Genomic DNA, 21,362 nt, shown 5'->3' with positions numbered 1-21,362 from the left:
CATGGATCATCATCTGGGTAGTTTTCCCATAAATTCTCAAAACGTACCATTTAACTTCCTTATTGATTGGTTATTTCCGACTAAAGCTAACAGTTTATTCAAAAGCTAGTGGCTTTATATCATCTACGCCTTATATCTCAAAAGCAGCCCGCTACCGGCCAATAAAATCTTCTCTTAAATCAACCAGTTACAAACAAAGACGAGATTCTTTGGCCAGGATATAATGCCCAAGGCTCACTTATCTGGGTTTCGCCACAGGCTCTTGAACACTTTCCCCGCCCTTAAAAATCAATAACTTAGGAAGCATTTTCCGTGTTCAAGAGCCACTGGCTTCTGATCTCGGTTGACCCTGATGCCACACACAAAAAACCCCGCACAAATAACGGGGTTTCGATTGGATAGCTTGGCCGCACACTGCCGGCCAGAGACTCAGAAGCCTCTAGTGCTCAGTCGGCACCCTGCCCAGGTCCCCCTCCATCTCCACGGTCAGGAAAGACATCACCACCCAGGCGGCGACATTCTGCTTCAGGTTGTCCGGGTCCACCTTGTCCAGGGTATCGTTGGGTGTGTGGTGGTAGTCGAAGTAGTCGCTGCCGTCCTGGTAGAGGCCGAAAGCGGGCACGCCCCGGGCGACGAAGACACTGCTGTCGGGACCGCCGTGGGATTTGTTATTGCCGCGCTCTATGCCGAGCGGAGCCAGCAGCTGCATCATCTGGTCGGCGATATCGAACTTGTTCTCCGGCAGACGGGTGTCGAAGCGCCAGACTTTGCCGGCACCAAAATCGGATTCGGATACGGCGATGATGTTGTCCAGCTCGTTTTGGTGCGCATCGACATACTGCTTGGCGCCTACCAGGCCGATTTCCTCGGCTCCAAATAAAACTACGCGCAGGGTGCGACGCGGGCGCTGGGGCAGTTCGGCGATCAGGCGCGCGGTTTCCATGACGATGGCTACACCGGCGCCGTCGTCCAGCGCGCCTGTGCCCTCGTCCCAGGAATCCAGGTGGGCGCCGATAATCATCACTTCCTGCGGTTCTTCGCGGCCGGTGATTTCGCCGATCACGTTGAAGGAGGGGCCGTCGGCGAGGCGCTGGTTGTGCACGTCCAGTTTTACCTCTACCGGCTTGCCGCGCTCCAACATGGCCTCCAGCAGGTTGGCGTCGGGGGCGGACAGCGCCAGTGCCGGCACCGGGTTCTCGACGCCGTCGATGGACATCATGCCGGTGTGAGCGAAGCGATCGGAGTCGGTGCCCACGGAGCGGATCATCAACGCGGCCGCGCCTTTTTCCGCGGCGACGCGCATGCCTTTGCTGCGGCCGCCCACCGCTGGGCCGTACCCTTCACCGGTGCGCGCGCGCTCCATACGCTTGTTGATAAAGACAATCTTGCCTTTGACTTTGCGCGCCGGCGCTTTCATCAGCGCGTCCACATCGGCGAACTCGACGATCTCCGCCGTCAGACCACCCTCGGGGGTAGCGGCGCCGTAGCCGAGGGAGGTGGCGACGAGCGGCTGCGGGAAGGGTGCGACCACTTCGGCGTGCACGTGGCCGCGGTGCCAGCGCGGCACATCGATCTGTTCTGTATAGACGCGGTCGAAGCCGAAATCTTTCATTTTCTGCTGCGCCCAGGCCACCGCGCGGCGGTCACCCTCGGTGCCGGCGCGGCGCGGTCCCACTTCCACGGTCAGGGACTCGACAATGCTATAGGCATCGGAGGACTCCAGCGCGCGGTCGCGCAGCACTTCCGCGACGGAGATATCTTCCTGGGACAGTGGCTTGGCCTGGGCCGCGGTCACGGCCAGTGCCGCAATCAATCCCCCGGTCAAATTCAGTAGTGGTCTGAACATGGATTCATCCTCGATTAAATCTCGTTGGATTATTTGTCGTTGTCATTTTCGCTATTCGCCGCCAGCAGTCGGCGGCGCACCCCGCGCAGGCGCTCGATACCGGCTTCAGTAAACAGGTAGGGCGAACCACCGGTGTATTCGGCCTCTTCGATTTCCAGGCACTCGAGGCGCAGCTTTTCCAGCGGCGGATCGTGGCGCATCGGGTAGCCGGTAAGCACCCGCCACTCGCTGTCGTCTGCCTGGCCGACAATCACGTCTTCCAGCACTTTGAGGAAGTCTTGTCGATCAACGCGATAGCGCGGTGTGCGCATATGCATCAGGGCCCAGATTATCAGGGCGAAGATGCAAAAGGAAAGCAGCAGGGTGATCAGTATTGTCAATTTACGGCTCCAGCAGCAGTTTGATCGCCACGGCGATGGTGGCGAGGATGATGACCGGCTTGATCAGCCTGGCGCCGCGGGAGATCACCAGGTTGGAACCGAGCCGCGCGCCGACAAACTGCGCCGCGGACATGCCGATCGCCAGCCACAATAACAGGTGGCCGCCGGCCATAAAGATAAACATCGAGGTGGCGTTGGTGGCCAGCACCAGCGGCTTGGTGTGCGCGGTGGCCTTGCGCATGTTGTAACCAAGCAGCGCGGCGAAGGCCAGCGCGTAGATGGAGCCCATGCCGGGGCCGAAGAAGCCGCCGTAGAAACCGATACCACCGCCGACCAGCAGGTTGAACAGGCCGTTGGACATGCGCGGCCTGGCATCGATATCGGAGATACGCGGGGAGAACATAAAGTAGAGGGCGATGGCGATCAGCAGAATCGGCAGCAGGGTCTGCAGCTGCTCGCCGCCCAGCCGGGTCACGCTCCAGGTGCCGAGGGCGGAACCGACTATCGCGGCCAGTAGCCCGGGCCACAGGGGGCGTAAATCCAGGTGCCCCTTCTGGAAGAAGTTGATCGCCGAGGACAATGTGCCGAACACGCTCTGGAATTTGTTGGTGCCGAGCGCATCCAGCGGCGGCACGCCGGCCCAAAGCAGTGCCGGCAGGGTAATAATACCGCCGCCACCGGCAATGGCGCTGATAAATCCCGCGGCGAAAGCCACCGCGATCAGTATCAGGCAGGTAACAAGGGAGAGGTCGCCGGTAAACTGCTCCACTTTTTCTGGTTCACTATTTCTCTGGTTTGTCCTCGACTTGCTCTTCAACAAAGTCGGTCTGTTTTTCCGGATTGCGGCCCTGGTATTTGCTGAAGCGTCGCTGTATCTCGCGCATATCCACTTCGAGGTCGCCGGTGGGACGGTAGAGGGAATCGACGCGGATACGCTTGTTGGGGAAATCCCAGGCGATGATCAGAATCGGCACGCCGGCAGCATAGGCGATGCGCAGAAAGCCGTTTTTCCACTTGGTCACCTTCTTGCGCGTGCCCTCCGGGGTAATGCCCACCCACATTTTCTCGTTTTCGCGGAACTGACTGGCCACCTGTTTGGCCATGCCACCCGGCGCGGCGCGGTCGGTGGGGATGCCGCCGAGGGCCATAAAAAGCTGCTTGAACGGAAAGAAGAAGGCCTCCTTCTTCATCATCCAGGAAATCTTGACCTTCAACGCCATGATGAACGGCATGGCGACGACGAAGTCCCAGTTGGAGGTGTGCGGGGCCAGCGCCACCATCACCTTCTTTTCCGGCGGAAACTCGCCCTCGAGGCGCCAGCCGAGCATTTTGACGATCAGCAGGCCAATGCACTTGGTAAACCAGTTGCCGATGCGCGGCATCTCTTCGGGCAGGTTTTTTGGAATGCTCACGTTGTTCTTTCTCTCGAGTTTCGCTCTTGTGGGCCTGCGGCCCGGGCCCTCTCCACTAACCCCTCTCCCGCAAGCGGGAGAGGGGAATATTAGTGCTCGCGCGTGGCGTAGAAGCGGATATCCGGGTAGCGCTCTTCCGCCAGCTGCAGGTTGACCCGGGTCGGTGCCAGGTAGGTCAGGTGGCCGCTGCCGTCCAGGGCCAGGTTGGTGCTGGCCTTGCGCTTGAAGTTTTCCAGTTCCTTGGCATTTTCACTGTCGACCCAGCGCGCGGTGTTCACATTCACATTCTCGTAAATGGCTTCCACCTTGTACTCGTCCTTCAGGCGATAGGCCACCACCTCGAACTGCAGCACCCCCACGGCGCCGACGACAATGTCGTTGCTGTCCAGCGGGAAGAACACCTGGGTGGAGCCCTCTTCCGACAGCTGCTGCAGCCCCTTCTGCAGCTGCTTCAGTTTCAGCGGGTCCTTCAGGCGGATGCGGCGGAAGAGTTCCGGGGCGAAGTTGGGGATGCCAGTGAACTTGAGCTGCTCGCCTTCGGTAAAGGTGTCGCCAATCTGGATGGTGCCGTGGTTGTGCAGGCCGATGATATCGCCGGCGATGGCCTCCTCCACGTGGGTGCGGTCGCCGGCCATAAAGGTCACGGCATCGGCGATCTTCACATCCTTGCCGATACGCACATGTTTCATCTTCATGCCGCGACTGTAGGTGCCGGAGCAGACACGCATAAAGGCGATGCGGTCGCGGTGCTTGGGATCCATGTTCGCCTGGATCTTGAATACGAAGCCGGAGAACTTGTCCTCGCTCGGCTGCACTTCGCGCTCGTTGGTCGCGCGGGACTGCGGGCCCGGCGCCCACTCGACGAAGCCGTCCAGCATCTCGCGCACGCCGAAGTTGCCGAGCGCGGTGCCGAAGAAGACCGGTGTCAGCTTGCCGGCCTTGTAGGCTTCCAGATCGAACTCGTGGGTGGCGCCGCGCACCAGCTCTATCTCCTCGCGGATATCCTCGGCGTACTCACCCAGCAGCGCCGTTGCCTCTTCAGAATCCAGCCCCTTGATCTGTACGTCCTCGGGGATGGTGTGGCCCTGGCCCTGCTGGAATACGTGGATGGTGTCCGTGTAGAGGTTGTAGACGCCCTTGAAGCCCTTGCCGGAACCCAGCGGCCAGTTGATCGGCGCCGCCTGGATATCCAGCACCTCCTCGATCTCGTCCATTACCTCGATCGGATCGCGGATATCCCGGTCCAGCTTGTTGATAAACGACAGGATCGGCGTGGTGCGCAGGCGGCAGACGTTCATCAGCTTGATGGTGCGGTCCTCGACGCCCTTGGCGCCGTCGATCACCATCAGCGCGGAATCCACCGCGGTCAATACCCGGTAGGTGTCCTCGGAGAAGTCCTCGTGGCCGGGCGTGTCCAGCAGGTTCACCGTGCGGCCCTTGTAGGGAAACTGCATCACCGACGAGGTCACGGAGATACCCCGCTCCTGCTCCATGGTCATCCAGTCGGAGCGCGCGTGCGGGCCCTTCTTGCCCTTGACCGAACCGGCCAGCTGTATCGCATTCCCGAACAACAGCAGCTTCTCGGTCACCGTGGTTTTACCGGCGTCCGGGTGGGAAATGATGGCGAAGGTGCGGCGGCCGGTATAGCCCGCCTGGGTAGAACTCTGGCCCATAATCTAAGATTCGATAACTCGGCTGGTCAGCGGAAAAACAAGGCGCGCATTATACACGTCGGCGGTGCTCCACGGGGGCTGGTAGACTGCGCTTTTTCGTGCTGAATAGTGCGATTTAGCCAGATGCGAAGGTCCTGATGCCGGGGGCTGCTTGCGGGACCGTCGGAGGCATGGATGCCGACGCCGAGCGTACAGGGATGTATTCACAGCGTGTCCCGCAAGCAGCCACCGGTAGCAGGACCGCCACGATGCCAATTCATACGAAATAATTCGAGAGGTGAACCATGAGTCGGGAGAGATTGCGGGCACTGCGGGAGGAACTGGCGCGACAGGGGGTGCAGGCCTTCCTGGTGCCGCGGGGGGACGAGTACCAGAACGAGTATGTGCCCGCCTCCGACGAGCGCCTGGCCTGGCTCACCGACTTTACCGGCTCCGCCGGTATGGCCGCGGTGGCTACCGAGCACGCGGCGCTGTTCGTGGACGGTCGCTATACCCTGCAGGCGCAGCAGGAGCTGGGCGACCAGCCCATTGACCAGGAAAATCTGGGCATGGGCAATATCGCCGACTGGCTGTGCAGCCAGCTGAAGGAGGGCCAGGCCCTCGGCTACGATCCGCGCCTGCACACGGAACCGAGCCTGGCACTGCTGAAGAAACGCCTCGGCGAGCGGGATATCGCCCTGCGCCCGCTGGAGCAGAACCCGGTCGACGCCGTCTGGAGCGACAGGCCCACGCCCCCCTGCGGCGCGGCGCGGCCCCACCCCCACACCTTTACCGGCGAGCATTCGGCGGAAAAGCGCAAACGTATCGCCGAACTGCTGGCGGACAAGCGCGCCGACGCCCTGTGGCTGCCCAACCCCGAGGTCTGCGCCTGGCTGTTCAATATCCGCGGCAGCGACGTGCCGCACCTACCGGTCGCCCTGGCCAGTGCCCTGCTCTATCGCGACGGCACCGCGACCCTCTACCTGTCCAAAGAGGCGGTCGGCGAGGCACTGATCGAGCACCTGAACAGCGAGGTCACTCTTGTCTCCGACAAGAGCGAGCTGTTCGCCGCCGCCAAACGCCACCATGTGGCGAAGGTCTGGGTGGATCCGCAGATCACCAACTGCTGGACACTGCAGCAGCTGCGCGCGCTGGATATAGAACTGCTGCAGGAGCGCGACCCCATCACCCAGGCCAAGGCATGCAAAAATGCGGTGGAACTGGACGGCGCCCGCGCCGCCCACGAGCGCGACGGCGCCGCGCTGAGCGAATTCCTGGCCGAGTTGCCGGAGGCAGTCGCCGCAGGCACTGCCGATAACAGCTTCGGCGAACTGGAGGCGGTGCAGCTGCTCAGGGCCAGGCGCGAAGCGCGCGAGGGCTTCAGCGACGACAGCTTCGACTCCATCTCCGGCTACGGACCCAACGGCGCAATCGTGCACTACCGCGTCGACCGCGAATCCAGCCTGGCGCTGAAGCCGGAGGGCATCTACCTGATCGATTCCGGCGGCCAGTACCCGGACGGCACCACCGACGTGACCCGCACCGTGGCGCTGGGGGAATTCCCGCCGCTGGCGAGGGAGCACTTCACCCGCGTGCTCAAGGGCCATATCGCCATCGCCACACTGCGCTTTCCCAAAGGCACCTGCGGCGAGCAGATAGACGCCTTCGCGCGCAAGTCACTGTGGGATGTGGGCCTGGATTACGCCCACGGCACCGGCCACGGTGTCGGCAGCTTCCTCAGCGTGCACGAGGGACCGCAGCGTATCGGCAAGGCCGCCTCCGGCGTGGCGCTGCAGCCGGGCATGATCCTGTCCAACGAGCCGGGCTTTTACCTGACCGGGCAGTACGGCATTCGCATCGAGAACCTGATCTTCGTCAAGGAGTGTGCGGAGCACCACGGCTTCTTCGAGTTCGAGGAGCTGACGCTGACGCCGATCGATAGAGAGTTGATCGATGCGGATCTGCTCACCGATCGCGAGCGGGAATGGCTGAACAATTATCACCAGCGGGTGCGGGAGACGCTGATGCCGTTGGTGAATGAAAAGACTCAGGTTTGGCTGCAGGAAGCCACACAGCCTATCGGCTGATTGCGGAAATTCGATCATCGTCGCCCCGGACTCGATCCGGGGCCCAGCCTTGGGATATGCCGACGGCACTGTGCCACAACCATGGATACCGGCCTTCGCCGGTATGACGAGTTAAAATTACTCTACAGCTTGTAGCCTGGAGGGAGCGCAGCGGAATCGGGAACCCCGGCCTACGGCGCTCCTACAATTTTCTTTCGCCTTTCCGGCGCGGGCCGCAATCCAGCCCCCCGAAACTGGATACCGGCCTGCGCCGGAATGACGAGATAAAATTATTCCACTGCCAGCGGGTGTTGCGCCCGCAGAAACGGCACCAACTCCGCCAGCACCAGCTCACTCACCTTCGGCTCCAGCGTGTGCGCCATGCCCGGAATCGCGACAAAGCGCGCCGCGGGAATTTTTTGCGCAGTATCGCGGCCGTGAGCGATGGGCAGCAGCGGGTCGGCCTCGCCGTGTACCACCAGCGCGGGTACGGTGATTGTTGCCAGCAGTGGCGAGCGGTCGCCATTGGCCATGATCGCCTGCAGCTGGCGCAACATGCCGGGGCCGAAGCTTCCGCGGTTGGCGACCCGCGCCACCAGGTCGTGCGCATTCGCCTCGTCGAAGTAAATGGGCGAGCCGATGGCGCGGGCGATATGCACGCCGTTCTGGATGCGCTGCTCGCGTGTCTCGGCGCCCCTGGCGGCCATCGCCAGCGCCTCTATCGCTTGTGGCTGCGCCTCCGGCAGGCCGGGCGCACCGGAACTGGACATGATCGAGGTCAGGCTGATTACCCGCTGCGGATACTCGGCCGCCAGCAGCTGCACGATCATGCCGCCCATGGAAGCGCCGATAATATTGGCGCGCTCTATCTGCAAGTGATCCAGCAGACCCACCGCATCCGCGGCCATGTCGTTCAGCGTGTAGGGCGGCTCGCCGGCGAGGCCGATCTTCTGCTTCACCATCATCCACCACACCGGCGGCGCGGACAGGTCGTAGAATTTCTGCGACAGGCCGGCGTCGCGATTGTCCAGCAGCACCACTCGGTAACCGCTGTCGGTCAGCCCCTGCACCAGGGTGTCGCCCCAGTGCAGCATCTGTGCGCCCAGACCCATCACCAACAACACCGGCTCGCCATCCCGCGGCCCCATATCCTGGTAGGCGATGGAGACGCCGTCGATTTCGGCAAAATGAATCGGGTGGCGATCGAACGGATTGCCCTCCGCGGCAGCGGCGCAGAGCGACGCCAGCGCGAGCAGGACGGCGGAGACAAGGGTAATCAGTCGGCGCATCTGGCGTGCTCCCCTTATGACTGGGCTGGCAATTTTACCGCGGCGTCATCACTGGCGGCGCGGCTGACAATATCGCGCCGCAGCCACCACCAGGCGAGGGCGCCGAGCAGCAGGTTGGCCGCCGCGGTGGCCGCGAACAGGCCGGTAATGCCCCACAGCTGATTGCCCAGCCAGGCCAGCGGCAGGTAGATGCCGAGCACGCGCAGGAAGGAAATCATCGTCGCCGGCAGCGGCCGCCCCAGGCCATTGAAGGCCGCATTGGCGGACATCACGAAGCCGTAACCGGCATAGCTGAAGGGCACCAGGGTCAGGTAGGCCACGGCCACCGCCAGCACCTCGGGGGAATCGCTGAACAGTCCCACCAGCGGCTCGCCCACCAGGTAGAGCAGCAGTGCCAGCGCCGCGCCGAAACCGATACAGAAGCGCGCCAGCACACTGACCGTCTCGCGCATACGCTCCGTTTTGCCGGCACCGGAGTTCTGCCCCATAAAGGGCCCCACCACCGAGGACAGGGCGTAAAAGACGATCAGTGCCATCGGCTCTATGCGCATGGCCACCCCCAGACCGGCCACCGCATTGGCGCCGTGCACCGCCACCAGCGCCACCACCACGCCGCCGGCCATGGGAATAATCACATTGGTCGCCACCGCCGGCAGCCCCACCGCCAACACCGTGCGCCAGGAATCGAGCAGCGTCGACAGGCGCGGTGGCGCCATCAGCTGCTCCTTGCGCACCAGGAAATAGAGCGCGGCGAAAAAACTGAGTCCGCGGGCGATGACCGTGGACAGGGCTGCGCCCTGCAATTCCAGACGCGGGAAGCCCAGCAGGCCGAATATCAGCAGCGGATCCAGGATCAGGTTGAAGAAAGCCACCGCCACCATAATGCGCCCGGTCAGGGCGCTGTTGCCGATGGCGCGCAGAGACGACAGGGCCACCATCGGCACCACCGCAAACACCGCACCCAGATACCAGGGCACCATATAGTCGGCGATCAGCGGCAGCATCTCCGCGGGTGCACCGAGCAGTTTGAACAGCGGCTCAACCGTGGCGAGGCCGACAGCACTGATCGCCAGGGCCACCAGCAGCGCCAGCAGCGACGCATCGGTCACCAGCCGGCGCACCCGCTCGAGATCACCGGCGCCATAGGCCCGCGCCACCGCAGACGAGGTGCCAGCGCCCAGGCCGATGGCGAAGCTGTTGATCACCATCACCACCGGAAAGGTAAAACTCATCGCCGCCAGTGGCGCACTGCCCAGTTGCGCGACAAAATAGGTGTCCACCACATTGAAGGACATGGTGGCCAGAATGCCCCACACCATGGGCAGCGCCAGTCGGCGCAGGTGTGCATCCACAGGTCCTTCCGTGAGTCGTGGGGTATTCGTCGCTAATGCCATTAATTCTCTACCGATAGAACATCAAATAACTAAAAGAATGAGCCCACTGGACAAGACCGCCATCACCAACCTGCGTCGCCTGACGGCACTGAGAGCCATAGCCCTGTGCGGATTTCTCGCCACGGGCCTGCTGCTGACCGATGCCGTCTCCGCCGCGGCGCTGCTGTTCGTACTACTTGGCCTGTGCACCACCCTGGTCAGCGGCTGGCGCAGCCGCAGCCAGCGCCCGCTCGATCAGTGGGAGTTCTTCGGCCATCTTCTCATGGATTGGGTCTGGCTGCCGCCCCTGCTGGCGGTGAGTGGAGGCGCAGCCAACCCCTTTGTCACCTACCTGCTGGTGCCTCTGACGATCGCCGCGGCCACCCTGCCCGGCCGCTACAGCTGGCTGATGGCGGGATTGAGTATCGCTATTTATACCGGACTGATGCTGATATTTCCCGGCACTGGCGCCGAAGCGAGTGTCCACGGCGGCCATATGTCCGGCAGCCGCGACTTCTACCAGCACCTGTTGGGTATGTGGGCCACCTTCACCTTTTCCGCCCTGCTGATCGCCGGTTTCGTCAACAGCATGGCCAAGGCCCTGCGCGAACGCGACAACCATCTGCACCGCCTGCGTCAGGAACAGACTCGGCGCGAACAGATACTTTCCATCGCCACCCTGGCCGCGGGCACGGCCCACGAACTGGCAACGCCGCTGCAGACCATGGGGCTGCTGGTGGAGGAACTGCAGGCCCGCGACGACGACTCCGCCGGGCGGGACGCGGACCTGGCACTGCTGCAGCGACAGGTCGACCTGTGCAAGCAGGCACTGGAACAATTGAAAAGCCGCGCCCGGGATCCGGAACTTTGCAGCGACGAAGAGCCCGTATCGCAATTTCTCCAGCGCTGCCTGGAGCGCTGGCAACTGCTGCGCCCGGAGGCGCGCTCTTCCCTGCACCTGCGCGGCACATCGGACACGCGGGCGAAGCTGCCGCACACCCTGGAGCAAGCCCTGATCAATTTGCTGAATAACGCCGCCGACGCCAGTACACAACCGGTAGAAGTCATTGCAGACTGCTCGGCCGATCAACTCCTGGTACAGATTACCGACAGTGGTCCGGGCCTGGATTGCGGCGACAGTGCACCGGCGAAACGCGGCTTTGGCATAGGCCTGATTCTGTCCGAGGCGACCCTGTCGCAACTGGGTGGCAGTCTCGCACTGGAATCGCGAGCGCCCGAGGCGCGTGGCACCATCGCGAGAGTCCGTATTCCCCTGCACGACCATCACAGCGCAGCCAGCGAGCTGGCATCTGGCCAGGTGGAGTCGACAGCATGAGTCCGGCGAGTCATCAGCAACGGGAGCTTTTGATCGTCGACGACGACCAGAGTGCCCGCGATGTACTCTGTCGCGCGCTGGGCCGGCGCAATTTCAATACCCACGGCGCGGCCACCGTCGATGAGGCACTGGCGCTGGTCGAAAACCAGAGTTTCGACTGTGCCCTACTGGACCTGAAAATCGACAGCGGCAGCGGACTGCAACTGATAGAGCCAGTGCGTAGCGCCAATCCGACAGCGCGCATCATACTGCTTACCGGTTACTCGAGTATTTCAACGGCGGTGGCGGCGATCAAACTGGGTGCCGACGACTATCTGTGCAAGCCGGCCGGCGGCGAACAGCTGGCGCAGGCACTGGCAGGGGAAAAGTTGAACACCGAATTGCCGCAGGTTTCCGCACAACCGCCGTCGGTCGGGCGCCTGGCGTGGGAGCATATTCAGCGGGTGCTGGCGGAAAACGGTGGCAATATTTCTGCCACCGCGCGCGCACTGGGAATGCACAGGCGCACGCTGCAACGAAAGCTGCAGAAGCGTCCGAAAGGGCAGTGATCTGAAAATAGCAGGAGCGGCCAACCTATTGCCAAATTGTACTGGCGGTGGGCGGCTGCCTGATGTGGTTTAAACGCCGGCGGCGAGTCTCTTCGCAGCGAGAAACTCGGGGTGACCTGCCGGCGGGACTCAGATTGAAGCTGATCGGGGTCGCCATACTGCTGCCACTGGCGGGAATGACGATGCTGGCGTGGCAGTTTGACAAGTGGCAGCAGCGCGAGAGGATCGCACAAGCGGCGGAATCCCGACTCTGAGTGAGTTATTGGGGACGCAGGAGGCTCATCAGCACCGCATCCTCGCGCGCACCGCCTTCTGCCGGGTAATAATTCCTGCGCAGGCCATCTTCGCAAAAACCCAGTTTGCGATAGAGCGAAAGGGCAGCGCGATTGGAGGCGCGCGCCTCCAGCAGCACTCTGCCGATATCTGCCGGCAATTGCGCAAACACTTCGCCCAGCAGCGATTCGGCAATGCCCCGCCTCCGCCAGTCGGGATCCACGGCCACGTCGAGGACTTCCGCCTCATCGAACAACGTCGAAATCACGCAGCCGGCAATGGCTTTCTCTCCCGCTGACAGCAGCCAGCAATGGTGGCCAGCTGCGATGCTGTCCCGATACTGCTGTTCGCTCCAGGGGTGTGCGTGGGCGCGGCGTGCCAGCAGCGCCAGGGCGGCGCAGTCGGATTCACTGGCGGCAATCAGGTGGGCACCGGGAATACCCAGCGCGGAGAGGCTCATTGGGTCCCGTTCTTTTCAGGAACAGTCTGCTCAGGATAGGTCTCCCGCAGCAACTGCCACAGGTCCCGCTTGCGCTCCGGTTGCTGCAATAGCTGCGTGAGACTGGGCATGGCGATCACACGAATGCCATTCCACTCGCTGACCGGTTTTTCGAGGGGCTGTTTTAGTGAAGGGGGCGAACAGAAGTCCTGCGCCTGCGGCCCCATCAGCCAGATGGACTTGACCGGGCGACGCGCGCTGGCGGCCTCCAGCCAGCTGGCGCAGGTGTCGCGCGCCTCGGAGGCATCGGCCGCGGGGCCGAAGCGGTTTTCCGCCAGTGGCCAGCGCAGACGATCCTGCTCGCGCGGCAGCTGGTGCCAATTCAGGGCGCGGGCGATATTGTTGAACAGCGTCTCCACCGGCAGGGCCAGCCCCGGCTCGCGGCTGTCCACCGCCAGCAGTTCACCGCCCAGCCACCAGCAGCTGAGTACGAACGGCTGCACCTGCTGCTGCGGCGGCGCAACCTGGGTAACAGGTGCCGCCTGGGCGGCGGGTGTCACCCTGGTCTGCTCGGCCAACTGGCCGATATCCCGCAGCACCTGCGCCTCTACGGGCGCCGGCGCGGCGGTCTCCGGTTCGGCGACGACAATCTGCGCCGCGGACTGCGGCAGAGGATTCTGCACCGCCGCCTGAACCCGCTGCAGCGGCGTCTCCGCCGCGGGTGCTTCCGTTTCCGCCGGCGGCAGCTGCGCCTGGCGCGGTTGCGGCGCGAGCGGCAGCACGAAGCGCGGCATATAGCTGGCCACGCCCAGGGCTGAAAGATACTCCGCTCGCTGCAGTTCGTTCATCAAACGCCTTTTCTCTTGCTCTCACTGGTGGCGAGCAAGTTTAACGCATCCAGGTAGGCCTGTGCGGACGCCACCAGGATATCGGTATCGGCGCCGACGCCGTTGACCAGGCGACCATCGCGCTCCAGGCGCACTGTCACGGATCCCTGGGAGTCAGTGCCCTGGGTGACGGCGTTGACCGAGTAGAGCTTCAGGTCTGCCTTGCTGTTCACGATGGATTCGATGGCCTTGAAAGTGGCGTCCACCGGGCCGCTGCCGTAGGCCTCGGCGCGGTGGGATTCGCCTTCGATCAGCAGGCGCAGGTGCGCCTGCGGCAGGCTGCCGCTCTTGCTCAGCACCTCCAGGTCTTCCAGCTGGAAGTGTTCCACAGGAGCCTCAGTGCCGGCGACCAGCGACTGCAGGTCCTCGTCGAAGATCTCGTGCTTCTTGTCCGCCAGCTCCTTGAAGCGCTCGAAGATCATCTGGAACTCACCGGCGTCCTCGAAGTGGATTCCCAGCTCCTCGTAGCGCGCCCTCACTGCGGCGCGGCCGGAGTGCTTGCCCAGCACCAGGCGGTTGTGCCCCCAGCCCACATCCTGGGCGCGCATGATCTCGTAGGTCTCACGGTGCTTGAGCACACCATCCTGGTGAATACCGGATTCGTGCGCAAAGGCGTTGGCGCCGACGATGGCCTTGTTCGGCTGCACCGGGAAACCGGTGATGGAGGACACCATGCGCGAGGTGGGCACTATGTGGGTGGCGTCAATACGGGTCTCCACCGGGTAGAGATCCTGGCGAGTACGCACGGCCATGACGATCTCCTCGAGGGAGGCGTTGCCGGCCCGCTCGCCGAGGCCGTTGATGGTGCACTCCACCTGACGCACACCGTTCATTACCGCGGACAGGGAGTTGGCGACCGCCAGGCCCAGATCGTTGTGGCAGTGGGTGGAGAAGATGGCCTTATCAGAGTTGGGCACATTCTCGATCACGCGCCGGAACATGGCACCGTACTCGCCCGGCTCGCCGTAGCCGACGGTGTCCGGAATATTGATCGTGCCGGCGCCGGCCGCGATCACCGCCTCGATGATGCGGTACATGAATTCCGGCTCCGAGCGGCTGCCGTCCTCGAGGGAGAACTCCACATCGTCGGTAAACTGGCGCGCCGTCTTGACCGCCTCCACCGCCTGACGCAGCACGTCCTCCGGCTCCATCTGCAGCTTGTACTTCATATGGATCGGCGAGGTGGCGATAAAGGTGTGGATGCGCGAGGCGTTGGCATTCTTCAGCGCCTCACCGGCGCGGATGATGTCCGGACCCACGGCGCGCGCCAGGCTGCACACGCGGGATTCCTTCACTGTCTCGGCGACGGCCTGCACCGCCTCGAAATCCCCGGGACTGGCGATGGCGAAACCGGCCTCGATCACGTCCACGCGCATGCGCTCCAGCATCTGCGCTATGCGGATCTTCTCATCCTTTGTCATCGAGGCGCCGGGGCTCTGCTCGCCGTCGCGGAGAGTGGTATCGAAAATGACTAAGTTATCTTTTTTAGTGCTCATTTTGGGCTCTTCTCCTTCTTTGGCCCGAGGCTAAACAGCGGCCGTGCCGCTGTCTATGCGACCAAAAAATACAGTGTGGAATTCTGCGGGAGGGTGACGGAATAAAATTATATGCCGCAGCGCGGCAGTCGTAGCGAGAAAGCTAGTGCGCGGTAGAGGTGCCAGGTATTGAAGTGTTCAGTGTGCATGGCGTTTTCGGCGCTGGGAATCCGGGAATAAAGTCAGTGCATTATGCCCAGCTTGCGCCGAGATGGTCAACAGACATCCTAATGAGCGTGTCAAAAGCACAAACAATTAGGATGACCATCCCTATCGGGATCAATTCTGTATGGAACTACTTCCGATAGCAGAGACAGAGAAGACGCAACATCAGCCGACGGTGCCCAGCTTGTGCAGAAACTGCCACAACTGGCCGTGCAGCCGCTCCACTTCTGCGCGAGATATTGTTGAGGCCTCGAGCTGCCGGGTCACCCAGTCCCGTGCACGCGGCTTGAGTGCGCGGCCGGCATCGGTGATGGCCACCAGGGTCACGCGCTCGTCCTGGAGCGCGCGGCGGCGGAGCACCAGGCCGCGCTGCTCCATACGCTTGAGTAGCGGTGTCAGTGTGCCCGAATCCAGCATCAGGCGCTGCCCCAGGGCACCGACGCTGGCATCCGCGTCACCGCTCAGCTGGTCCCACTCCCACAAGACCATCAGCACCAGGTACTGGGGATAGGTAATGCCCAGGTCCTGCAGCATGGGCCCGTAAGCTCTGGTCATGGCGCGGGAGGCGGCGTAGAGCGCAAAGCAGAGTTGGCGGTTGAGCGCCAGCGAATCGCCGTCATCGTCGCAAACTGCCATCAGAGCAATTGCTCGATTTCCGCTTCCAGGGCTTCCGGCTTGTCCTTGGGCGCGAAGCGCTTAACAACCTTGCCGTCGCGGTTGACCAGGAACTTGGTGAAATTCCACTTGACCCCCTCGGTGCCGAGGATGCCAGGCGCCTGCTTCTTGAGCTCCACGAACAGCGGGTGGGCGTCGGGACCATTGACGTCCAATTTGGCGTAGAGCGGGAAGCTGACACCGAAGTTCAGCTCGCAGAACTGCTGTATCTCGTCGTCGCTGCCCGGCTCCTGCTTGCCGAACTGGTTGCAGGGGAAGCCCAGTACTACCAGGCCCCGGTCCCAGTATTTTTCATACAGGGCCTGCAGCCCCTGGTACTGCGGGGTAAAGCCGCACTTGCTGGCTGTGTTGACCGCGAGCAGGACCTTGCCGCGATACTCCTCCAGGGTGGTCTCACGTCCGTCCTGTGTTTTCAGTGCAATGGAAAAGAGATTGGTCACTTGGGTCTCCCCTATCAAACCGGTTTCATTTTATATCTTGATCAATTTAATTGTGCGCAACCAATAATGCAAGAACTGGACGTCACTATCTGCAACCTTCAATACCCCCACCTCATGGTGACCAGATGGTTACTAACAGATTAGATGGACAGAGTTGTGAATAAGTTTGGGATAGGCCGGGACGACCCCGCTGTTGCGGAGCTATGGGCTAGGCGAACAAAAAAACGGCGGTGCACTTCTTCGACAGTGAACAGACCCTAGGCTTCCCGCGGAAAAGCCGCCAGGGGATGCGTGGTGGTAATTGCCATCTGCACCCGATCACCGCGCCTGACCTGAAGTTCGTGACTGGTACGCACCCTCAGCTGCGTGCCCCCCGCGATGCGCACGGCGTAGAGGCGCGAACAGCCTTCGTAGCGCACCCAGTCAATCACGCCGTTGCCCTCAGTCGACGGCATCAGCGACAGGTCGTCCGGCCGCAGGAGCAGGTCCACTCCACCGGCGGCACCATTGATGGGGATTCCCGGTGCGGGCCCGAGTACCGTCGCAACCTGATCCTGGTGCAGATCCCCGGGAAGGAAACTCGCCTCGCCGAGGAAGCCGGCCACAAAGCGGCTGGTCGGCTCCGAGAAACATTTTTCAGGGGTATCCAGCTGTTCCAGCACACCGCCGTTCAAAATGCCGACGCGATCGCCCACGGACAGCGCCTCTTCCTGATCATGGGTAACCCAAATGGCCGGAATCCCTGCCGATTTCAGCGCTTCGCGAATATCCCAGCGCAGGCTGTCCTTCAGCGCGGCATCCAGATTCGACAATGGCTCGTCCAGCAGCACGAATGCCGGCTCATGGGCGAGAGTCCGAGCCAGGGCAACCCGCTGTTTCTGTCCGCCGGAGAGGCGTCCCGGCTTGGCGCGACGAAATGCGTCCAGCCCCAACAACTGCAGCCAGTGGTCGGCCAGCTTGGTGTTGCTCAGGTGGAAACAGACATTCTGCTCAACGGTCAGATGTGGGAACAGCGCAAAGTCCTGAAAAACCATACCCACATTGCGCTTTTCCGGCGGCACCGCCCTGCCGGATGTTGAAATCCAGTTGTCCAGTTCAATCTGGCCTTCGGAAATCGGGACCAGCCCCGCGAGCGCCTGCAGAATGGTGGTTTTACCGCAGCCAGTCGGCCCCACCAGCATCAGAACTTCGTCTGCCGCGAGGGAGAGATTGAGGTTTTTCACTACGGAGGCAGAACCGTAGCTTACAGACAGATTGCTAACCTTCAGCATCAGGAGCGGTGATTCTCTGTAACGTCGAATTCGGCCCGGCGCTCGCCGGACAACATCAGGGCGAGCCCAAGTGCGGACATCAGCACCAGCAGCAAACCGGGAATGGCGGCGCGGCCAAAATACCCCGCTTCGTACACCCGCCACAAGTAGGTGGCCAGGGTTTCAAACCCGGTGGGGCCCAACATCAGGGTCGCCGGCAATTCCCGCATGGCCTCCAGGAACACCAGCGCCGCGCCGGCCACCATGCCGCGCAGGGTCAGCGGCATGGTCACACGCAGGAACGCTTCCCGCGGGCCGGCGCCCAGTAGACGCGCGGCTTTCACAAGACTGGGATCCAATCCCTCGGCGGTGGCGCGTATCGAACCGACGGCCAGCGGCAGGAAACGCAGTACATAAGCAAAGACCAGCAGCGCAAGCGTCTGATACAAAAACGGCAACTGCAGGCCCAGATAAACCAGCGCCGTGCCCATGACAATGCCGGGCACCCCGAAACCGAAATAGGTGACCCGCTCCATTAGGCGCCCGGCGCGACCTGCTATTGCCGCATGGGCCACGGGTATCGCCAGCAGTACGGCAAATACTGCAGCCAGCAAAGAGGCGTGGACGGAATTCCACGCATAGTTGAACTCGAATCCGCCGGTGCCCTCGCGAAGCAACCAGATACCGAAAACCAGCAGAGGCAGCACTATGGCCAGCCCGGTCACCGGAGCCACCGCCGCGGCAATGAACAACTTCTGTCCCGGGCCCGGCCACAGCGTCAGGTGTCCGCCCGGCCTCTCCCGACTACCGCGCACTCGCGATTCCAGAAAAAGTACAAACCCCACAATGACCATTAACTGCAGCGACAGCATGGCCGCCTGACTGAGGCCAAAAGCGTTGTACTCCACGAAAATAACTCTGGTAAAAGTATCCAGGCGCATAATGGCCGGGGTACCAAAATCCGATAACGTATACAGGGCCACCAGCAATCCACCGGCGGCAATACCCGTGGCAACGCGGGGCAATACCACCCGCCAGAGACAGGCGGCCAGAGGCATGCCCAGTGTGCGCGCGGCATTCACCAGACTGACATCCAGGCTGAGTAGTGATGCGCGGGTAGTGAGCATCACAAAGGGGTAGGAATAGAGAGTCATCACCACAGTCGCGCCCACCAGTCCATCCAGGGCGGGCGCGGGAAAGCCGAGCAGGTTTTCGATCTCTCCCCCGCAACCAAAAGCCGCGTACAGCGTGAAGGCGCCAATATAACTGGGAATGGCCAGTGGCGCGGCCAGTGTGATCAGCCACAGCTTGCGGTAGGGCAGCTGCACGTATGCGGTCAGCAGCGCCAGCGGCACCCCGATCAGAATTGACCCGAGTACCGTAAATGCCATCAACAGCAGCGTGTTGCTTAGAACCCTGAGGTTGTGCGCATCAAATAGTTGCGCCTCGTCCGAGGCGAGCCCCATCAACACCCCAACCGGCACCAGTGCCAGCAGGGCAATGATCAGTGCCAGCGGGTAAGATCCGGGCCAGCGGGGTAGCGGCCAGTGGGTCATAGCACGCCGATATTGCGCATCAATTTAAGTGTCGGGCGAAGGTCCGCCAGCTGGGTCAGATCCACCTTCGGCGGTGAAATCCTACTCAGCGGCGGCAGGCCTGCAGGGGGGGCGACGCTATTGACCAGCGGTATTTCGTAGGCCTCTGAAGCCAGGTACGACTGCACTTCCTGCGTGAGCAGATAGCGGATGAAATTGATCGGTAAATCACCCTCGCTCAACGCGAGAATCCCCGATGCATTCACCAGGCAGCCGGCATCGTTTTTGGTGAACGCGAGATCCACTTTGGCGTCGGGCTTGCCGGACTTCAGTCTCAGGGTGTAGTAGTGGTTGGCAAAGCCGAGATCGACTTCACCCCGCTCAACCCCCATAACCACGCCGAGCTCGCCGGCATAGCTCTTGGCCCGCGCGTTGACACCGCGCAGCCAGTCGGCGGTGACCTTGTCTCCCTCCAGCAGACGCATGCCGGTCACGAAGGATTGGAAAGAGGCATAGGCCGGCGCCCAGCCGATAGACAGCTTGCTGTCCGCTAGCGCCATAACGCTGTCGGGAATCTGCTCGGGACTGACGCGCTCGGTATTGTATGGAAGGGTGCGGATGCGCCCTGTCACCGGCGCCCACTGGGGGTACTGAAAACCACTTTTGAGTTGCCCGGTCAGATCTGCCGGCAGTGGACGCGCGAGCCCCGCCTCTGCCACCAGACCGATGGCTCCGGAGTCCACCGCCCAGAAGACATCCGCTCTGCGCACTCCGGCCCTGGCTTCCGCCACTATGGTATTCGCCAGGGCTGCAGTGACGCCACGCCTTATCTGCAGGTTCAGTTTTGGATTGCGCTTGCGGATGGCTTCGAGGACATTTTCGTAGAGTCCTCCCTCACCGCGCCCAAGGTAGAGCGTCATATCGCCTTCCAACGGCGGCAATTGATCTACCGATAAGGCATTGGCAGGCGAGGAACCAGCGGCCAGGCTTCGACCAAATGGAATCAACCCAATTGCGCCAGCTGCCGCCAGGCTATGTAAAAAGGCTCTGCGCTGCACTACTTGCCCCTATTGAGACCTTAGAAAACTTTCTTACGCTTTTTGTCAGCTTCCACCAGAAGGTTCTTGGCTTTATCGAGCTTTGCCTGCATGGATTCAACCACCTGGCGTACTTCATCTACGCTGGATTGACCCTTCAGCGCCTGCGGCAGAGTCACGTTGAAATCCTTCTCCAGATCTTCCACCAGGGCTGCATCCTGCTCGATCAGCGCCCCTTCGACACCTTCAAAGCGATGCAGGTAAGTGTCGTGAACAATTGTCGTCGCCGCTTCCGGCAGCCTCTCGGCAAATTTAGCCACAACCCGATCCAGTCGGTGCTTGATGTCTTCCAGCGTTTCCGGGGCGGTGGTCGGTTCCACTTCGGTCGTCTGGATCTTGGCCAGCAAACCCTTCTGCTGGAACTGGGCCGCAAGCTTAACCGCTCCCAATCCCTGCCACAAAGCCTGATTCAGTTTCTTTTGCTCTTCTCGCACCTTGGCTAGGGACGCACCGGAGTCGATAGCCTGCTTGACCCCGAAAATACCCTGCCAGATTGATGCGTAGGTGGGCACATGGTTGGTTTCGATGGCAGAGTGGAAGTCCACTTCCTCCCAGAATTCCAACAACGCATCAGATTTAGCTGCCTTCTGTCCCTGTTTCTCATAGGTGTCGACAACACCACCGAACTTGGCCTCCAGCCAGTCCACCTCTTCCGTATACTGGCCGAGGTGCGCCTGCAGATCGTTTACATGATCACCGATGGCACCGTTGGCCGAAACCTGGGTTGCGGCTGTCAGGAGCGCAAACAGCGCCACTACAGGCCCAAACCCGCAATACTTTCCAACTTCCAATAAAGACTTCATAGATATTTCCCCGTTCCTTTCGCGATGTCGAATGATACTCATTATCAAAAAACAGGTAAAGCGCCGCTAGCATCCTAGGCAGGCCAGCTATCCAGCAGCCCCCTCCTTCTGGTAAGGGCTTCCCTCTCAGATCCTTTCACTGCTATCCCCACCTGAGCTTGCTTCGGGAGCCTCAATGACCAGCTGGTTACTAACAGAATTTATGGACAGTGCTGTGTATAACTATGGGATATACCGGCCGAGCCCCGATATTCTGCCAGCGTGCCCAAGACGCGTAAAAAAACACCACTGAACTTTTCTACATCCGCTTCCGAGATGACACCGCTGTTACTAACAGAATACATGGATAGACTTGTGTATA

General features: G+C 61.7%; 19 protein-coding genes. 3 read left to right on the top strand and 16 right to left on the bottom strand.

Annotated features, from left to right (window positions below):
• Window positions 1-439 precede the first annotated feature (439 nt).
• The 5 genes from IG627_RS20015 to IG627_RS19995 form a co-directional block, all read right to left on the bottom strand.
• Entirely contained in the window at window positions 440-1,846 is a 1,407-nt protein-coding gene (locus IG627_RS20015) for a M20/M25/M40 family metallo-hydrolase (RefSeq protein WP_193194983.1), read from the bottom strand.
• Window positions 1,847-1,875: 29 nt separating this feature from the next.
• Window positions 1,876-2,226 carry a hypothetical protein gene (locus tag IG627_RS20010; RefSeq protein WP_193194981.1) on the bottom strand — a complete coding sequence of 117 codons (351 nt, stop codon included), beginning with the start codon at window positions 2,224-2,226 and terminating at the stop codon, window positions 1,876-1,878.
• 1 nt (window position 2,227) lies between these two features.
• Window positions 2,228-2,995: a TSUP family transporter gene (locus IG627_RS20005; RefSeq protein ID WP_193194979.1), complete on the bottom strand. Its 768-nt coding sequence runs from the start codon at window positions 2,993-2,995 to the stop codon at window positions 2,228-2,230.
• 13 nt (window positions 2,996-3,008) lie between these two features.
• Window positions 3,009-3,638 carry a lysophospholipid acyltransferase family protein gene (locus IG627_RS20000; protein ID WP_319024622.1) on the bottom strand — a complete coding sequence of 210 codons (630 nt, stop codon included), beginning with the start codon at window positions 3,636-3,638 and terminating at the stop codon, window positions 3,009-3,011.
• 89 nt (window positions 3,639-3,727) lie between these two features.
• Entirely contained in the window at window positions 3,728-5,311 is a 1,584-nt protein-coding gene (locus IG627_RS19995) for a peptide chain release factor 3 (protein ID WP_193194977.1), read from the bottom strand.
• Window positions 5,312-5,595: 284 nt separating this feature from the next.
• Here IG627_RS19995 and IG627_RS19990 point away from each other — a divergent pair, with 284 nt between their 5' ends.
• Window positions 5,596-7,377: an aminopeptidase P family protein gene (locus IG627_RS19990; protein WP_193194975.1), complete on the top strand. Its 1,782-nt coding sequence runs from the start codon at window positions 5,596-5,598 to the stop codon at window positions 7,375-7,377.
• A gap of 269 nt (window positions 7,378-7,646) precedes the next feature.
• Here IG627_RS19990 and IG627_RS19985 read toward each other — a convergent pair whose 3' ends face one another.
• Window positions 7,647-8,645 carry an alpha/beta fold hydrolase gene (locus IG627_RS19985; RefSeq protein ID WP_193194973.1) on the bottom strand — a complete coding sequence of 333 codons (999 nt, stop codon included), beginning with the start codon at window positions 8,643-8,645 and terminating at the stop codon, window positions 7,647-7,649.
• Between the two features lie 14 nt (window positions 8,646-8,659).
• Window positions 8,660-9,997, bottom strand: a complete 1,338-nt coding sequence (locus IG627_RS19980) for an MATE family efflux transporter (RefSeq protein WP_319024621.1) — start codon at window positions 9,995-9,997, stop codon at window positions 8,660-8,662.
• Window positions 9,998-10,076: 79 nt separating this feature from the next.
• Between IG627_RS19980 and IG627_RS19975 the strand changes: the two genes are divergently transcribed.
• Together IG627_RS19975 and IG627_RS19970 are read left to right on the top strand one after the other, a co-directional pair.
• On the top strand, window positions 10,077-11,354 hold the full coding sequence (locus tag IG627_RS19975; RefSeq protein ID WP_193194969.1) for an ATP-binding protein: 1,278 nt from the start codon (window positions 10,077-10,079) through the stop codon (window positions 11,352-11,354).
• Window positions 11,351-11,902, top strand: coding sequence for a response regulator transcription factor (locus IG627_RS19970; RefSeq protein WP_193194967.1), 552 nt, complete (start codon window positions 11,351-11,353; stop codon window positions 11,900-11,902). Before IG627_RS19975 ends, IG627_RS19970 begins: the two co-directional genes overlap by 4 nt.
• A gap of 259 nt (window positions 11,903-12,161) precedes the next feature.
• On the opposite strand, the gene rimI is transcribed toward IG627_RS19970, so the two are convergent.
• The 9 genes from rimI to IG627_RS19925 all read right to left on the bottom strand — a co-directional run bounded on the left by rimI (window position 12,162) and on the right by IG627_RS19925 (window position 21,001).
• Window positions 12,162-12,635: a ribosomal protein S18-alanine N-acetyltransferase gene (gene rimI, locus IG627_RS19965; protein WP_193194965.1), complete on the bottom strand. Its 474-nt coding sequence runs from the start codon at window positions 12,633-12,635 to the stop codon at window positions 12,162-12,164.
• Window positions 12,632-13,462, bottom strand: coding sequence for a uracil-DNA glycosylase family protein (locus IG627_RS19960; RefSeq protein ID WP_193194963.1), 831 nt, complete (start codon window positions 13,460-13,462; stop codon window positions 12,632-12,634). Before IG627_RS19960 ends, rimI begins: the two co-directional genes overlap by 4 nt.
• Window positions 13,462-14,997 (bottom strand): 2-isopropylmalate synthase, encoded by a 1,536-nt coding sequence (locus tag IG627_RS19955; RefSeq protein WP_193194961.1) that lies wholly within the window; start codon window positions 14,995-14,997, stop codon window positions 13,462-13,464. Before IG627_RS19955 ends, IG627_RS19960 begins: the two co-directional genes overlap by 1 nt.
• 369 nt (window positions 14,998-15,366) lie before the next feature.
• Window positions 15,367-15,837 carry a MarR family winged helix-turn-helix transcriptional regulator gene (locus IG627_RS19950; protein ID WP_193194959.1) on the bottom strand — a complete coding sequence of 157 codons (471 nt, stop codon included), beginning with the start codon at window positions 15,835-15,837 and terminating at the stop codon, window positions 15,367-15,369.
• Window positions 15,837-16,316, bottom strand: a complete 480-nt coding sequence (locus IG627_RS19945) for a glutathione peroxidase (protein ID WP_193194957.1) — start codon at window positions 16,314-16,316, stop codon at window positions 15,837-15,839. The genes IG627_RS19950 and IG627_RS19945 overlap by 1 nt, the downstream gene beginning before the upstream one ends.
• Window positions 16,317-16,573: 257 nt before the next feature.
• Window positions 16,574-17,587, bottom strand: a complete 1,014-nt coding sequence (locus IG627_RS19940) for an ABC transporter ATP-binding protein (protein ID WP_193194955.1) — start codon at window positions 17,585-17,587, stop codon at window positions 16,574-16,576.
• On the bottom strand, window positions 17,587-19,122 hold the full coding sequence (locus IG627_RS19935; protein WP_193194953.1) for an ABC transporter permease: 1,536 nt from the start codon (window positions 19,120-19,122) through the stop codon (window positions 17,587-17,589). The genes IG627_RS19940 and IG627_RS19935 overlap by 1 nt, the downstream gene beginning before the upstream one ends.
• Window positions 19,119-20,021, bottom strand: a complete 903-nt coding sequence (locus IG627_RS19930) for an ABC transporter substrate-binding protein (protein WP_226865480.1) — start codon at window positions 20,019-20,021, stop codon at window positions 19,119-19,121. Before IG627_RS19930 ends, IG627_RS19935 begins: the two co-directional genes overlap by 4 nt.
• A gap of 158 nt (window positions 20,022-20,179) precedes the next feature.
• Window positions 20,180-21,001: a hypothetical protein gene (locus tag IG627_RS19925; protein WP_193194949.1), complete on the bottom strand. Its 822-nt coding sequence runs from the start codon at window positions 20,999-21,001 to the stop codon at window positions 20,180-20,182.
• Between the last annotated feature and the right edge of the window lie 361 nt (window positions 21,002-21,362).

Source organism: Microbulbifer taiwanensis (assembly GCF_014904815.1).
GTDB lineage: Bacteria > Pseudomonadota > Gammaproteobacteria > Pseudomonadales > Cellvibrionaceae > Microbulbifer > Microbulbifer taiwanensis.
This window is presented reverse-complemented; position numbering and strand designations above follow the sequence as displayed.

Excerpts from the sequence above, each read along its gene's own strand:
- IG627_RS19955 (WP_193194961.1), bottom strand. The coding sequence starts at position 14,997 with ATGAGCACTAAAAAAGATAACTTAGTCATTTTCGATACCACTCTCCGC.
- IG627_RS19935 (WP_193194953.1), bottom strand. The coding sequence starts at position 19,122 with ATGACCCACTGGCCGCTACCCCGCTGGCCCGGATCTTACCCGCTGGCA.
- IG627_RS19995 (WP_193194977.1), bottom strand. The coding sequence starts at position 5,311 with ATGGGCCAGAGTTCTACCCAGGCGGGCTATACCGGCCGCCGCACCTTC.
- IG627_RS19975 (WP_193194969.1), top strand. The coding sequence starts at position 10,077 with ATGAGCCCACTGGACAAGACCGCCATCACCAACCTGCGTCGCCTGACG.
- IG627_RS19930 (WP_226865480.1), bottom strand. The coding sequence starts at position 20,021 with ATGACGCTCTACCTTGGGCGCGGTGAGGGAGGACTCTACGAAAATGTC.
- IG627_RS19960 (WP_193194963.1), bottom strand. The coding sequence starts at position 13,462 with ATGAACGAACTGCAGCGAGCGGAGTATCTTTCAGCCCTGGGCGTGGCC.
- IG627_RS19970 (WP_193194967.1), top strand. The coding sequence starts at position 11,351 with ATGAGTCCGGCGAGTCATCAGCAACGGGAGCTTTTGATCGTCGACGAC.
- IG627_RS19940 (WP_193194955.1), bottom strand. The coding sequence starts at position 17,587 with ATGCTGAAGGTTAGCAATCTGTCTGTAAGCTACGGTTCTGCCTCCGTA.
- IG627_RS19950 (WP_193194959.1), bottom strand. The coding sequence starts at position 15,837 with ATGGCAGTTTGCGACGATGACGGCGATTCGCTGGCGCTCAACCGCCAA.
- IG627_RS19925 (WP_193194949.1), bottom strand. The coding sequence starts at position 21,001 with ATGAAGTCTTTATTGGAAGTTGGAAAGTATTGCGGGTTTGGGCCTGTA.
- IG627_RS20015 (WP_193194983.1), bottom strand. The coding sequence starts at position 1,846 with ATGTTCAGACCACTACTGAATTTGACCGGGGGATTGATTGCGGCACTG.
- IG627_RS19990 (WP_193194975.1), top strand. The coding sequence starts at position 5,596 with ATGAGTCGGGAGAGATTGCGGGCACTGCGGGAGGAACTGGCGCGACAG.
- rimI (WP_193194965.1), bottom strand. The coding sequence starts at position 12,635 with ATGAGCCTCTCCGCGCTGGGTATTCCCGGTGCCCACCTGATTGCCGCC.
- IG627_RS19985 (WP_193194973.1), bottom strand. The coding sequence starts at position 8,645 with ATGCGCCGACTGATTACCCTTGTCTCCGCCGTCCTGCTCGCGCTGGCG.